Here is a 14,411-nt window from a genome sequence, read left to right as displayed (position 1 = left end):
CAATGTCATCAGCGCTCAAGCAGATATTTCTCATGATCAGAGTCAATCTCGGCAGCCTGCCGCGGCGGCTCTGGATCTCGCTGTCGATGGTGTTGTCGGTCGCCCTCGTCGTGGCGGTGCTGTCGGGGTTTCTCGCCATGGTGCGCGGTTTTGAGAGGGCGCTTGCCGGCGCCGGTTCGCCCGGCATCGCGGTCGTCCTTGGCGGCGGCACCAACCAGGAGACCGGCTCGGACGTGCCGGCCGAGGCGATCCGCAGCCTAAGCGCCATGACCGGCGATATCGGCGTGGCGCGCGACGCGGCGGGCGGATTGGCGCTGTCGCGCGAGGTCATTGTTCCGGTCGATGTCATCAGGGCAAGCGATGGCGCCGAGCAGACATTGTCGCTACGCGGCATGGATCCGGCCGGCTCTGGCTTGCGCGATCGAGCGATGCTTTCGCAGGGGCGGCTGTTTTCCCAAGGCGCCCGCGAAATCGTCGTCGGTGCCCAGATTGCCGACGAGTTCTCCGACTTCGCTGTCGGCGACAGGGTGCGGCTCGGCGCGGTCGACTGGATTGTCGTCGGGCATTTCACCTCGGGTGGCAGCGCCTTCGAATCCGAGATCTGGGCGGATCTGGAAGCGGTGCAATCGGGCTTTGACCGGCAGGGGCAGGTGCAGAGCCTGCGTATGCGCCTTGATGGGGCGGGTGGTCTGGACGCGCTGAGACAGCATCTTTCCCCAATTCCCGGCGCCCCACTCACCGCGGTCTCCGAGGCCGATCTCTATGCCGCGCAATCCGAGCGCACCAGCCGCCTCATTCGCCTGTTCGGCTGGCCCCTCGCGCTGCTGATGGCAGTGGGCGCAACGGCTGGAGCGCTGAACACGATGATGAGCTCGGTTTCCGACCGCACCGTCGAGATCGCCACGCTGCGCCTGCTCGGCTTCGGCCGCCTGCCGGCCTTCACTGCCACCTGGGTCGAGGCCGTGCTGCTGTCTGTCGCGGGGTCGGCGCTCGGCATCCTCGTCTCATGGCTCGCCTTTAGCGGCTGGCAGGCAAGCACGATGGGCGCTGACAATACCAAGATGGCCTTCCAGCTCGACGTCACCGCCGACGTGGCACTCACCGCCGGCCTGCTGGGTCTTGCCATCGGCATCATCGGCGGGGCGTTGCCGGCGCTTGCGGCGACGCGGTTGCCCCTGAGGGCGGCGTTGCGGGCGAGAGGGTAGGTTTTCAGTCGCTGGCGCTCCTCACCCCTTGAGCGCAAGCGAAGGCAAGAATCACATGGTGCATAGACCGAAGGCGACGTCAGCCTCGCGCAAACACGCCGCGATTTATTCACCTCGAAGTCGCCGATTTCTCGGCCCAAGTTGTAACTTTCGTCACACCAGGGAATTGGCTGTGGAATAAGGCCTGAGAGCCCGCCCATTGCCCCATTGACAACATCTTATCGCCTTCTTGCCGTGGCCGGTTTGCCCCCGCCGCATCCGATCGGCCGATCCTGGACGATCCCGGCGGCGACATAGCGATCCGACGAACAGGGCAACATGGCGATATGACAGTCTACTATGTGAACTCAGCGAGTGGCTCCGACCGCAACAGCGGAACGGGCCAGAATTCGGCTTTTGCGACTTTGTCCAAAGTGGAATCCTTGAAGCTGAAACCCGGCGACAGCGTGCTCCTTGCCAAGGGGAGCATGTTCAACGAGCAGCTCGATATCAAATATTCCGGCAGCGAGAGTGCGCCGATCAAGATCGGCAGTTACGGCACGGGTGCGGCACCCGTCATCCACAGCAGTGGCGACGGTATCCACAGTCTCTATGCCTCGAACATCGTCATCGAGAACCTGAAGATATCGAATACATCAGGTGCGGGCATTTATGGCGGCAGTGTCACGAACTGGACGGTCCGCGACGTCGAGATCGCCAAGACGGGATTGTCGGAAAACGCAGGCGCCGTCACCTTCCGGAGCAGCAAGAATGTCACGATCCAAGACAGCAAGATATCGGACGTCAAGGGCGACGGCTTCTGGATCGAAAAGGTCACCGGCATCAAGCTTCTCAACAACACCGTCACCAATGCCCATGGCGCGACGGCCGATGCCGTGCAGGTGAACGACAGCAGCAACATTCTGATCCGCGGCAACCATCTCGACCAGACGCATGCCGATAGTCCGAAGGGCGTCATCGTGCTCATCAGGCCGGTGAATGCCGTGGTCGAGGACAATACGCTCACCGGCGGCGGCTTCGGCATCAGCGCGCAGGCCGGCAAGAATGTTGCCATCCGCGACAACGACATATCGGGATTTCACGGCTACAGCTGGTCCTTCGCTGTCGGTCTCGGCGACACGGGCAATACGAGAGACTACGATATTGCGGGCAACCACATCCATGACGGCGCCTGGGGCGTGGTTATCTCCGCTGCCGGCAGCCCCAGCTATGTCCGCACGAATATCAAGGTCCACGACAATGTCTTCGACGACCTCTCACAGGCGGCGTTAAAGGTCGACAGGCCGGCATCCGGCTCCTTTTTCAACAATACCATCGAGAGCGGCGTCAAGGCCTACAGCATATCGCCTTCCATCGTCGACGCCCACACCTTCTCCGTCAGCAACAACCATACGGTTGCCAATGTCGAGACGGCGCTGGCCAGCCCGGTTGCCAAGACTGCCGCAGCGACGGAGGCGGCCGCGGATCCTGCCGTTGTCGCTGTCCATGACAATTTGAAGATCCTGACCGATACGGGTGCCGCCCATCATGGCAACCTCCTTGAAAACGACAGCTCGGACAATGACACCCTGGTACTTCGGCGCTTCGGGGACGAAACCGTCGGCAAGCACGGCCTGACGCTGACCGGGGAATACGGTGACATCCACGTGGACCGGGAAGGCAACTATGCCTACACGCTCGATGAGACGAAGCTCCCTGACCATAGCGGACATGTGAGCGAGTCGTTCAGCTACGCGATCAACGATGGAACCTCGCATCACAGCGACGGGGATACGCTGACCGTCTTCATCCATCTGGATGGCTTGCTGAGCTGAGGCGAGTGTGCCGGGAGCGGCGCTACGCCGGGGAGGCGTTGCTTCCGGGAAGCGTGACTCCCCCAGGGAAGTGTTGCTCTCGCCACCAAATGTCTCCGCAGCGCCCCTCATCCGGCTGCAGCCGGGTGAGGGTAAGGGGCATGCCACACGGCCTCGCCTTTCTGGCTTACGACTGACCTGAAACAGGACGTCTACAGCTTCTGCGACCATACGTCGCCGAGGGGTACGATTATCGTTCATTCACCTTTCGGTCGCTTTTTAGTAGATTGTTTTCGTATAAGTTGTAGTTCGTAGGATATCGCCACCGCCAGGCGTTTCTCGGGACCAAGGCCGGCCCACAGGGTCTGCCAACCGTCGTGAAGGCAATATCGAAGGCCCTCTTAGCATGGCCTTTAGCCCCGACCGCATCCGATCCACGCGTCGCAGCCGATCCAGAGGGCTGCGCGGCAATTCGAGAACAAGGCGATATGACAATCTATTATGTGAATCCAGCGATAGGCTCCAACGGCAACAGTGGAACGAGCGAGGACACGCCGTTTGCATCGTTCTGGGCGGTGGAAAACTTGAAGCTGCAGCCGGGCGACAGCGTGCTGCTCGCCGCCGGAAGCGTGTTCAACGATCAGCTCGACCTGAAATATTCCGGCACAGTGAATGCCCCGGTCACCATCGGCAGCTACGGGGTCGGCGATGCGCCGGTCATCCATAGCCCCGGCGACGGCATCCACAGCCTCTATGCATCGAACATCGTCATCGAGAACCTCAAGATCTCGGACACCGGCGGCGCGGCCATTTACGGCGGCTATGTTTCGAACTGGACCGTGCGCAATGTCGAGGTGGATCACACCGGACTGGCGGGCAAGTCAGGTTCCGTCACGTTCAGGACCGGTTCGAACATCACCATCGAGAACAGCACGATCAACGACGTGAACGGCGACGGCGTCTGGATCGAGAAGATCAACGGCGTCAATCTCCTCAACAACACCATCACGAACAGCCACGGCACCACGGCAGATGCCGTGCAGATGAACGACAGCAGCAATATCCTGATCAGCGGCAATTATATCGACCAGACGGGTGCCGCCAGTCCAAAGGGCGTCCTGACGCTCATCCGGCCTGTGAATGCGGTGGTCGAGGACAATACGCTGGTTGGCGGTGGCTTCGGGGTCAGCGCTCAGGCGGGCACGAACGTTGCCATCCACGACAACGATATATCCGGATATGGCGGTTACAGCTGGTCCTACGCCATCGGTCTCGGCGACACGGGCGACACGCGGGACTACGATATCTCGGGCAATTACATCCATGATGGCGTATGGGGCGTGGCGGTCAGCGCCGCCGGCACCCCCACCTATGTTCGCGAAGATATCAATATCTACAGCAACGTCTTCGACGACCTGTCGCAGGCTGCGCTGAAGGTCGACAGACCAGCATCCGGCTCCTTCCACGACAATGTCATCGCCAGCGATGTGACGCCTTATAGCATATCCCCCGCCATCATCGCCGCGAACACCTTTCCCGTCAGCAACAACACGACGCTCGAAGAGGCCCAGGCGGCAACGCTTGCGAGTTATAGTCTCGCGGCCAGCGATACGACGCATGCGGAAGCGGTTCCGACGATTGTCGCAACCCATGACAGCTTGAAGATCTCATCCGACATCGACAGCGCTCATCATGGCAATCTGCTCGAAAACGACAGCTCAGCCAATGGAACCGTGCTGCTTCGCCGCTTCGAGGGTGCAATCGTCGACAAGAACGGCCTGACGCTGACCGGCAATTACGGCACCATCCATGTCGACAGTGATGGCGACTACACCTATACGGCCGACGCGGCGAAGCTCGCTGGGCTTAGCGGAGACGTGAGCGACACTTTCCACTATAAGATCTCCGATGGGACTGCGCATCATTTCGACACGGATACGCTGAGCATATCCATCCATGTGGATGGCTTGCTGGGCTGATAGGGATCCGGCAGCAAACGTTGCATTACCCGGTTCGATGCTGCTGTGGACCACAAACCTAATACGGCGTTGAATCATCGCGGTGGCGGTCCGCCCCGGCGCTTGCGGGGCTCATTGATCGCCGAGCAGGATCCTGATGACGTCGACTTCGATTTCCGTGCAGATTATCTCGTATTCGGTGATGATTGCGGGATCGGCCGATCTATCCCGGCGCATTCGATCGAGGACGGCGCAGGCTTCGCCGTAGGTACCGCATAATTCATAAAAATGGGGCTGGCTCGCCGCGGTCGCTCTGATCGTTGCCCGCGTCGCAGGTAGCCTCATCATCAGCCTGGCCAACCCTTGCTCAGCGGCTCGCCTGGTGAGGTGGGCTACCCCTTCTTTCCTGACCATGCCATCATCCCTCGCTGCCTGTGTTTTCCTATCCGGGGGGTACGCAGAACTCATCCCCGGAGTAGTACGCAGGAATGCTGCGTCTGGTTTCATGCCGGATGAAGGATTGTCGGCGCGGCGCCGCAAATGGCCGGTGCTACCAGCGCAGGAGGCGGGGGCCGAGGAGGGCGCCGATTGCGCCGGTGAGCAGGATGCCGAGCGAATACCAGAGGGTGACGAAGGGCAGGCCGTTTTCGGTGCAGAACCAGGAATAGACCCAGGCGCCGGATGCGCCGGCGGCAATGCCGGCGATGAATCCCGTGATGCCGAGGTTGCTCGGCGCGCCGCCGCGCAGCACCCAGGTATTTGCAATCAGGATCGGCATGGCAAAGGCAAAGATCAGCAACGGGCAATGCAGGGCGGAGGAGCCGAGCACCAGCACGGGGTAGCTTGCGGCCGGCGACAAAGCGAGCTGGATGACTGCCATGACGGCGAGGGCGAGTACGATGGCCGCGGCAATCCCGAAAAAGCGGCCTTCCGAGCCATCCGGCCGGGACAGGCGGTAAACGGTTGCGAAGGCGGCGATTGCGAGCAGGGCGTTGTAGGCAGACTTGATCCAGAAGACGGGCAGCATCAGCGCCTGCGCCATGTCGGTGCGAAGGCCGACGACGACAAGCATCAGTAGCAGCGAGATTGCCAGAGCAGTCAGGATGGCGAGCGCGAAGCGGCGTTCGAGCGCATGTCTCGGCACCGGCTTCAGATCCCGGACAAGGCTGTCGATCACGTCCTCAGTCTCTCTCACATTCCACCTCGCAATCTTGCCGCCAACGCCTTGATGCCTCTGTGAACGCCGACCTTGACCGCCGATTCCGACTGTCCGGTGCGGCTTGCCGTATCGGCCACCGACTGCCCCTCGAGCTTGACCTGACGGATCAGCTCCTGCTGGTGCTGCGGCAGGCCGCTCAACAGCCGTTCGACATCCATGCGCGCTGCAATCGCATCCTCCCTGAAATCGTCTTCGATCTCCTCGTCCAGCTCCATTTCCGCCTTGTACCGGCCGCCATGTTTCCGGTGATGATCGATCAGCTTGTAACGGGCAATCGAGAAGAACCACGCGGTGAACGGCCGCTCCCTGTCATAAGTCGCCCGGCGCGAATGCAGCGCCAGCAACGTCTCCTGCACGAGATCTTCCGTGTCGGATTTTGCGGTAGTGCCGATACGTCCGCCGTAATAACCGACGAGCAGGGTCCGCAACGTCACGAGCAGACGTCGATAGGCCGCCTCGTCCCCGTCAAGGGAAAGAAGCATCAGCATCTTCAGTGCTTGTTCCGAATGGGCGCTCGTCATGTCGTCTGCAATGTCATTCGCGTGGATGACGCTTTGGTTACAGGCCGATTCAAAAATCTTCCGGCGGGTTAGCGCTATCACATAAGCGTGAGGGCTGTAACCGCCTTCGCAAGGGGATCGAATTCAGGACTGTGAGCCGTCGGCGAGTGTCGGCGGACATGTCAATCGATCCGAGGAGACCCTCATGACCAAGATCCTTTCCAGCCTTGCCGCCTGCACCTTCGTCATCGGCCTGTCGCTTGCCGGCGTCGCCAACGCCCAAAGCAGCGATGCGATGAAGAAAGACAGCATGAAGACCGACGCCATGTCGAAGGATGCGATGTCCAAGGACGCGATGAAGAAGGACAACATGGCGACCGGCAGCACCAAGGCCGACTGCACGCACAATGCCGGCATGGAGAAGGACACCATGAAGAAGGACACGATGATGAAGGCCTGCGACGCGATGAAGTAAGCTTTGGCCGCGGCCGCTGAAACTTTATCGCCAGCGGCCGCGTCTGTTCTCGCGAAGACCTTTTACGCCGATCCGGAGGAATTACGATGGCCACGACCGATGCCGGCATGAGGAGCGGAGGCACGCTCTTCTATCGCCATGGCCTGCTGGTGCGCCTGTCGCACTGGGTGAATGTGTTGTGCATGACGGTGCTGCTTTACAGCGGCCTGCAGATCTTCAACGCCCATCCGGCGCTCTATTGGGGCCAGTACGGCGCAGACAACGATCCGTCCTTCATTTCCATGGAGGCGGAGCAGGAAGGCGATGGGCTGAAGGGTGTGACGCGCGTCGGCGCATTCGCCTTTACAACGACCGGCGTTCTCGGAGTTTCGAACGTCGACGGCGACGCTACTGTGCGCGGTTTTCCGAACTGGCTGACTTTGCCGAGTTACCAGGATCTGGCTTCTGGCCGGCGCTGGCATTTCTTCTTTGCCTGGCTGTTCGTCATCAACGGCTTCATCTATCTCGCCTATGGTTTTGTCAGCCGGCATTTCCGTCGCGATCTGCTGCCGGCGGCCGAAGAGCTGAAGCCTTCGCATCTCGGCCATGAGATCGTCAGTCACGCCCGGCTGCGCTTTCCCAAGGGGCCAGAAGCACGCCACTACAATACGCTGCAGAAACTTGCCTATGTCGCCGTAATCTTCGTGCTGCTGCCGCTGATGATCGGGACCGGGCTTACCATGTCGCCGGGCTTCAATGCGGTCGCGCCCTGGCTGCTCGATCTGTTCGGCGGCCGGCAATCGGCCCGCACGCTACATTTCCTGACCGCTTTCTCGCTCGTCGCCTTCGTGGCCGTGCATGTGGCGATGGTGCTGGTTTCGGGCGTATTCAACAATCTGCGCTCGATGATCACCGGTTATTACGACATCGGGCAGGGAGGAAAATCATGAGCCGCATTATTACCAGGCGTCGTTTCCTGATCGGCGCGACCATGACGGCATCGGCGCTGGGGCTTGCCGGCTGCGATGCCCTCGTCGAGAGCCATCGGACGAAATCCGTGCTCAAGATCGCCGAAGGCTTCAGCATGAAGACGCAGCGCTTTCTGCTCGGCGACGACGCGCTCGCCCGCGAGTTCACGGAAGACGATATCTCGCCGTCCTTCCGCGCCAACGGCACGAGCATGCCCGACAATGCCCGCTATATCGACTGGATGAACCAACGGTTTTCGAGCTGGAGGCTTGAGGTCGGCGGGTTGGTCGACAGGCCGATGCAGCTGTCGCTGGCGGAGCTGAAAGCCCTGCCGGCCCGCACGCAGATCACCAGGCATGACTGCGTCGAAGGCTGGAGCGCGATCGGCAAATGGACCGGCGTGCCGCTCGGCGCGCTGCTGCAAACGGCGGGTCTGAAACCCGAAGCCCGCTACATTGTTTTCCACTGCGCCGACGAATACGAAAAGACGCTCGACGGCAGCGGCTGGTATTATGAAAGTATCGATCTCATCGATGCGTTCCACCCCCAGACGATCCTTGCCCACACCATGAACGGCCGCGATCTCGAAGTCGCCCATGGCGCGCCGCTCAGGCTCCGGGTCGAGCGGCAGCTCGGTTACAAGCAGGCAAAATACCTGACCGGCATCGAGGCCGTCGCCGATCTCGGCCAGCTTTACGGCGGCAATGGCGGCTTCTGGGAGGATCGCGGTTATGAATGGTATGCGGGCATATAGGCGGCGTGCTCCGACCGACATGCCGATCTTGACCTTTTCCTCGTGCTGGATTCCACGGCCGGCGAGGTAGTCGTGGTCGTGGGTGCGGAGCTCAGGCAGAAAGGCCGATCGTGATGGTGGCGGACAGCACGCCGCCGTCGAGCTTTTCGAAATCGAAGATGTGATCAGCAGCGTCCTCCGGGATGATGCCGTCTTCGTCGTTGCATGTATCGCGGGCAGGGCGCCCGAGATAGTCGGGATGCTCGCCATAGATGATGTCGCTCAGCGCATCGTCGAAATAGATCTGGCTGACGAGAAGCTCCTTGCCTTCGACAAGGATGCGGCAGTGAACATGCGGCGTGCGGCCCTGGTACCATCCGGGATAGGCCGTCAGAAAGCTTGCCTGCCCGTTTCCATTCGTCAGCTGGCGGCCGCGAAAGGCGAGCCCGCTGATGGCCTCGGCATCGCCAAGCGTACACATCTGCGCAGCCTCACGGCCGGAATAGATACCGCGGTGATCGGTATGCCAGATCTCGATATCGGCGTTTTCGACCGGCCGGCAATCGGCCGCATGGACGATACGAACGGCCAGCCGCAAAGGGAGTCCTGCCTTTCCTTCCGAGACATCCTGACGGGTCGGAATATTGTTGACATGGCAGGGGCCAAGGGTCTGGGCGACGGTCACGACGCAATTCGGACGGGTGCGAAAGAGCGGCGCGGGCAGCTTTTCCACGGCGATTGACTTTGTGCCGCCGCTTGCGAAATCCGTTCCCTTCCAGTCGAATGTCCCGGCGGCAACAGTGATATGCCGCCGCGGCCAGATTGCCGCCGCAGTCACCGATGATGCGACAATGGCCGCACCCCCAAGCACAAGGGTCCGCCTTTTCATCTGTCTTCCTTTGCCTCAAGACGCAGGATTTAAGGAGGGTAGACCAGAAATTCCAATTAAATCTGAGCAGAAAAGCTTTATGCCTGTCAGCTCAGCGAGCTTGTCCATGAGCTGGTCCTGGAAGGCCGGGTCCAGAACGTCAGCAGTGGGCCTGTGCCGTTCGCGGTGATACCAGTAGCCACCGCTGGTTCTGGCGGCGGTATCGTCGCTGAACGCGAGCCATGGGTGGCCCTCGCTCCGGAGACTGAAGCCGGAGCGTCGGTGACGCAGCCATTTCCTAGCGCATCAACGGTCAGTCTGACATAGACAGCCATTCGCCATAGCGCAGCGAACCCGTCCGTGCCCCCTTGCGCGGCAGCAATGTGTCGTCGTTCAGTTCGACGCCGTAGTAGCGGGCGCTGTTGTCGGTCATGACCTGGCGTGTGTCTTCGTTCGCGGTGAGGTGCATGCGGGCAATTTCGTCGAGGCCGAATCGCTCAGGCCCGCAGATCTCTATCGTGTCATTCCTTGCTGCTCCCATCGCCAGTTCGGCCAGAATTTCGGCAACGTTGTCGGCAGCTATGGGCTGTATGGACGCCGAGGGAAGCCGGAAGCCGTCTCCATCCGCCGCCATGTCGACCACGCCGCCGATGAACTCGAAGAATTGCGTGGAATGGAGGATGGTATAGGGCCGCCGCGCTGCCCGGATGAGATTTTCCTGCACCATCTTGGCGTGGAAATAATCGCTTTCGACAAGGCGAGGCGTTCCCACCACGGAAAGGGCGATATAGTGGCCGACGCCTGCATCCGCGGAAGCCGCCAGCAGATTCCGGGTGGAGGCCTTGAAAAACGCCAGCGCCGAGCTGTCGCCAAATGACGCGGCGTTGGTGACGTCGATGACGATGTCGGCTCCTGCTATGGCTGACCTCAGGCCTTCTCCTGTCACGCTGTCGACTCCGCCAAGAGACGGGGATGCGCTGACCGCTTCGATACCTGCCTGTCGAAGATCCTCGACGAGCCGCGTTCCGATGCGCCCGCTCGCTCCCATGACCGTAATTTTCATCTGCTTGCTCCATTTGTTGTGCTGAACTGCGATCTGGACGCCTTGGCTGCCAAGGACGCCTCGGGGGTTGCCGACAACCTCGCTCTTTACTCGACGTCATCCTCGGCCTTGTGCCTGACATTTGCTACGCCGACAGCAGATGCTCGGGACAAGCCCGAGCATGACGAAAGAGGAATTGGTCGCCTCAAGGACACCCGGGTTCGTCGCCACCCATCTGAATGTCACTTCACCGGCATGACAACCGGAGCGTCCTTCTTCTTCAGCAGCACGACGATGAACTTCGCCGGTTTGGACTTGCTCGCATTGCGGCTGACCAGGTGAATGTCGGAAGGACCTTCGTAGAAGGTCTCTCCCGGTGACAAGGTGACTTCTTTTTCGCCCTTGACCTGCATCACGATCGAGCCCTCCAGAACGTAGACGAATGCATTCGCCTCATGTTTGTGAATAGGCGAGGAACCTCCCGGCTCATACTCGACCGATATCATCAGCCCTTCCTTGCCGGGATAATTCGGAAGGTTCTTTTTCACGAGCGGTGTGACGGCTGCGCCGTCTTCGGCGGCAACCGCCAAAGTGCCAAAAAGGCAAACCGTGGCCGACACACATAGCGATGACAAAGCTGAATTCATTGCCGTAATCCTTCTGCTCGTTGAACGCGGATGTGGGTTTGATGCCTTGATTTAGGTCGGCCGTTGGGACTGTCGAAACCAATCCTCAAAGCCGATCTTGCCGAGCCTCGCGCCCTCGCCGGGCACAAGCGATCGATCGTCCAGTTCAGACCCGAAGTAGCGCGCATGAACGTCTGCCTCGACCCTTCTAGGATCGTTGATCGCTTTGAGATAACGGGCAACGATCTCGTGCATGGGGCCGCGCTCAGGCCCGGCAATCTCGATCGTGCCGTTAAGCGGCTTTGAAAGCGCGACGTCCGCCATCGCATTGGCAACGTCGTCCGATGCGATGGGCTGGAAAGCTGCGGGAGAAAGACGCGCGACGGTGCCGACGGTGGCTTCATCAGCGATGCCCTTCAGGAATTCTAGGAACTGGGTGGAATGGACGATCGTGTAGGGGATAGGCGATGCCTTGATGAGTTTCTCCTGGGCGAGTTTGGCCCGGAAGTAGCCGTTCTCAGGCAATCGCTCCGTTCCGACGATGGAGAGCGCAATATGGTGCTTGACGCCGGCCTTGGCTTCCGCAGCGAGCAGATTGCGGCCCGAGGTTTCGAAGAAATCGAGGACTGCCTTGTCTTCCCACGACGGTGAGTTTGCAAGGTCGACGACGACGTCGGCGCCGGCCAGCGCTTGCGCCAGGCCCTCGCCGGTGATGGTGTTGACGCCGGTGCTTGGCGAGACGGCCAGCACCTCGTGGCCCTTAGCGCGCAGACGCGCCGCGGTCTTGGACCCGATGAGCCCGGTGCCGCCGATAAGAACGATTTTCATGACGAACCTCCCTTTTGACGCCCCTTCGGGTCGGTGTTGATGCCCTTTCGGGCCAGATGTCTCAGATCTAGATCACGCAAGTCGGAATGAGCCGCGAAAGACGTTTGAGGCTTGGACAAGTCAAGTCGCCGTATATCGTCGCCATGGCTGAGGTCAGCCGAGACCGAACCTGGCATCGCGGTGCCAGGCAGAATCCTCCTTAATGCGATCAGGCGCAACTCAAATGGCGCGCGGAGATTCAGCGTCGCCACATGACATGTGCCGGGCGGATCATTGAGGTGTGATTGAGGTGAGGGCGGTTCCAAGCAAGCTCAATACGGCTAGCTCTGAAGGAAATCGCTAGGTGTAGACCGAGCGTTGATAGCACAAAGCGAAAATTGTCTCCGGCTGCCTCGGGAGCAGCCGTTGCCAGGCCGGCGGCGTTTGCAGCGCCACGCGTCTGTTCAGATGTGCAAGGACGCTGTAACACTTTGAATTGCTGCATTCTTCCCTAGATCGATTTCGATTTAAGGAAGAATGCCGTAGGCATCCAAGATTCGTTTCCGAGCCGGGGCAGAGGCATATGGAACCAACACACTTGTTCGAGCTCGTCATCGCGATGTTTCTTGCGATCATCGCGCTGCACTATGCCGCCCACAGGCTCGGATTGCCGCCGTCCGTGGCGTTGCTGACGGGTGGTGCTTCGCTGGCGTTTGTGCCGGGGCTGCCGGCGATATCAATTGATCCCGGGCTAGTGCTGGTCATCTTCCTGCCGCCGCTGTTGATGGACGGCGCCTGGTCCATTGCCGCCGGGCGGTTGCGGCGGCATGTGATCGGCATCGCCTCGCTTGCCGTCGGCGCGGTGTTCTTCACCTGCGCGGTCGTCGCCGTTGTGGCCCACCTCATCTTTCCGTCGCTTCCCTGGGCGGCGTGCGCTGCCCTTGGCGCGATCGTTGCGCCGCCTGATGCGGTTGCGGCGCGCGCTGTGCTGCAGCGGGTCAGGCTGCCGCGGCGGCTTCAGATTCTGCTGGAAGGCGAGAGCCTGCTCAACGATGCCAGCGGCCTGGTTCTCTTCCGCTTTGCCGTTGCCGCTGCCGCAACGGGCGCCTTCAGCGCGGGGGAGGCGGCCGGCAGCTTCCTCGTGCTGGCGCTCGGCGGCGCCGTCGTCGGCATCGTTGTGGGAACGGCATGGGTCAAACTCGTCCGGCGTCTCGGCGACGAATATCTCATCATCGCAGCCTCGGTGCTGCTCGGCTGGATTGCCTATCTGCTCGGCGAGCAGCTGCATGTTTCCGGCGTCATCGCCACGGTTACCGCCGGCCTGATCATGAGCTGGCACCAGCACACCGTGCTCTCAGCCGCAATGCGCATGCGCGGCATCTCGTTCTGGACGGTGATGATCTTCCTGATGGAAGCGGCGGTGTTCATCCTGATCGGGCTGTCGCTCCGGGATGTCGTCGAACGCGGCGGCGGCTTTGCCACCGTGATCGCGACCATGGGATTGCCGATGCTGGCGATCCTCGTGGCGCTCGTGCTCGCGCGTTTTGCCTGGGTCTTCGCCGCCGATTTCGTCATCAGGTTATGCACTGCCCTGGGGTTCACACGCGCCGCGCCGCTCGGCGTCGGCGGCGCCACCGTTCTCAGCTGGGCCGGCGTGCGCGGCGTGGTGACGCTTGCTTTGGCGCTGAGCTTGCCGGAAGGATTTCCCGGCCGCGACTTCATCCTCGTGACGGCCTTCGCCGTCATTCTCGGAACCGTGCTCATACAGGGCACGACATTGGGGCGGGTGATTGCCTGGGCGCGGCTGGTGGAGCCGGAGTCGGAAAGAGCGCGCCTGACGATGAGCCAGGCCGAAGCCGCCATGGCGCAGGCGCAGTTCGGGATCGTCCAGAGCCTGGCCTATGACGCGGAGGGAAAACTCATCCACCCGCAATTGCTGGAGCGCTACCAGCGCCGGGCCACGTCGATCGTCGACTATGCCGAGAAAACCGAGCAATACATGCCGGTGCTGCATGCGCATTTCGACGTCATTCTCGAAGCGGTGGCAATTGGACGCCGGGAACTCATCCGGCTCCACCGGGCCGGCGACATCGATGACGAGACGCTACGGGAGCTGGAACGGGATCTCGATCTCGAGGAACTGAGCGCGATCTCGGCCAAGGCGTGATGTTCAGCGCCTCGCGCTTTCGACATCATCGTCAACGCATTGCGATACCGGGGCTGATACCGGCGCGATC

General features: G+C 61.1%; 14 protein-coding genes. 7 read left to right on the top strand and 7 right to left on the bottom strand.

Features of this window, described 5'->3' with window-relative positions:
• The first annotated feature begins 2 nt into the window (after positions 1–2).
• From CUJ84_RS13485 to CUJ84_RS13475, 3 genes are all read left to right on the top strand, one after another.
• Entirely contained in the window at positions 3–1,205 is a 1,203-nt protein-coding gene (locus tag CUJ84_RS13485) for an ABC transporter permease (protein WP_105006588.1), read from the top strand.
• 326 nt (positions 1,206–1,531) lie between these two features.
• Positions 1,532–3,019 (top strand): right-handed parallel beta-helix repeat-containing protein, encoded by a 1,488-nt coding sequence (locus tag CUJ84_RS13480; protein ID WP_105006587.1) that lies wholly within the window; start codon positions 1,532–1,534, stop codon positions 3,017–3,019.
• Positions 3,020–3,486: 467 nt separating this feature from the next.
• Positions 3,487–4,977 (top strand): right-handed parallel beta-helix repeat-containing protein, encoded by a 1,491-nt coding sequence (locus tag CUJ84_RS13475; RefSeq protein WP_105006586.1) that lies wholly within the window; start codon positions 3,487–3,489, stop codon positions 4,975–4,977.
• 111 nt (positions 4,978–5,088) lie between these two features.
• On the opposite strand, the gene CUJ84_RS13470 is transcribed toward CUJ84_RS13475, so the two are convergent.
• The 3 genes from CUJ84_RS13470 to CUJ84_RS13460 form a co-directional block, all read right to left on the bottom strand.
• The gene (locus CUJ84_RS13470; RefSeq protein WP_105006585.1) at positions 5,089–5,370 is read right to left on the bottom strand and encodes a nodulation protein; all 282 of its coding nucleotides are present in this window, start codon (positions 5,368–5,370) and stop codon (positions 5,089–5,091) included.
• A gap of 136 nt (positions 5,371–5,506) precedes the next feature.
• Positions 5,507–6,151, bottom strand: a complete 645-nt coding sequence (locus CUJ84_RS13465) for an NrsF family protein (protein WP_105006584.1) — start codon at positions 6,149–6,151, stop codon at positions 5,507–5,509.
• Complete coding sequence (locus tag CUJ84_RS13460) at positions 6,148–6,696, bottom strand: sigma-70 family RNA polymerase sigma factor (protein WP_027683988.1); 549 nt, start codon at positions 6,694–6,696, stop codon at positions 6,148–6,150. Before CUJ84_RS13460 ends, CUJ84_RS13465 begins: the two co-directional genes overlap by 4 nt.
• Before the next feature lie 184 nt (positions 6,697–6,880).
• Here CUJ84_RS13460 and CUJ84_RS13455 point away from each other — a divergent pair, with 184 nt between their 5' ends.
• The 3 genes from CUJ84_RS13455 to CUJ84_RS13445 all read left to right on the top strand — a co-directional run bounded on the left by CUJ84_RS13455 (position 6,881) and on the right by CUJ84_RS13445 (position 8,852).
• Complete coding sequence (locus tag CUJ84_RS13455; protein WP_105006583.1) at positions 6,881–7,150, top strand: pentapeptide MXKDX repeat protein; 270 nt, start codon at positions 6,881–6,883, stop codon at positions 7,148–7,150.
• Between the two features lie 86 nt (positions 7,151–7,236).
• A complete protein-coding gene (locus CUJ84_RS13450) occupies positions 7,237–8,079 on the top strand; it encodes a cytochrome b/b6 domain-containing protein (RefSeq protein ID WP_105006582.1) in 843 nt (280 codons plus the stop codon).
• Positions 8,076–8,852, top strand: coding sequence for a molybdopterin-binding protein (locus CUJ84_RS13445; protein ID WP_105006581.1), 777 nt, complete (start codon positions 8,076–8,078; stop codon positions 8,850–8,852). Before CUJ84_RS13450 ends, CUJ84_RS13445 begins: the two co-directional genes overlap by 4 nt.
• Before the next feature lie 91 nt (positions 8,853–8,943).
• Here CUJ84_RS13445 and CUJ84_RS13440 read toward each other — a convergent pair whose 3' ends face one another.
• From CUJ84_RS13440 to CUJ84_RS13420, 4 genes are all read right to left on the bottom strand, one after another.
• The gene (locus tag CUJ84_RS13440) at positions 8,944–9,720 is read right to left on the bottom strand and encodes a protocatechuate 3,4-dioxygenase (RefSeq protein WP_105006580.1); all 777 of its coding nucleotides are present in this window, start codon (positions 9,718–9,720) and stop codon (positions 8,944–8,946) included.
• 292 nt (positions 9,721–10,012) lie between these two features.
• Entirely contained in the window at positions 10,013–10,762 is a 750-nt protein-coding gene (locus CUJ84_RS13435) for an SDR family oxidoreductase (protein ID WP_105006579.1), read from the bottom strand.
• Positions 10,763–10,983: 221 nt separating this feature from the next.
• Positions 10,984–11,388, bottom strand: a complete 405-nt coding sequence (locus CUJ84_RS13425) for a cupin domain-containing protein (protein WP_199788708.1) — start codon at positions 11,386–11,388, stop codon at positions 10,984–10,986.
• A gap of 51 nt (positions 11,389–11,439) precedes the next feature.
• Positions 11,440–12,195, bottom strand: coding sequence for an SDR family oxidoreductase (locus CUJ84_RS13420; RefSeq protein ID WP_105006576.1), 756 nt, complete (start codon positions 12,193–12,195; stop codon positions 11,440–11,442).
• A 562-nt stretch (positions 12,196–12,757) separates the two neighbouring features.
• Here CUJ84_RS13420 and CUJ84_RS13415 point away from each other — a divergent pair.
• The gene (locus CUJ84_RS13415; protein WP_105006575.1) at positions 12,758–14,341 is read left to right on the top strand and encodes a Na+/H+ antiporter; all 1,584 of its coding nucleotides are present in this window, start codon (positions 12,758–12,760) and stop codon (positions 14,339–14,341) included.
• The last annotated feature ends 70 nt before the right edge of the window (positions 14,342–14,411 follow it).

It is taken from the genome of Rhizobium leguminosarum (assembly GCF_002953715.1).
Classification (GTDB): Bacteria; Pseudomonadota; Alphaproteobacteria; order Rhizobiales; family Rhizobiaceae; genus Rhizobium; species Rhizobium leguminosarum_V.
Note: the sequence above shows the minus strand (reverse complement) of the source record. Positions and strands in the feature narration are given on the sequence as shown.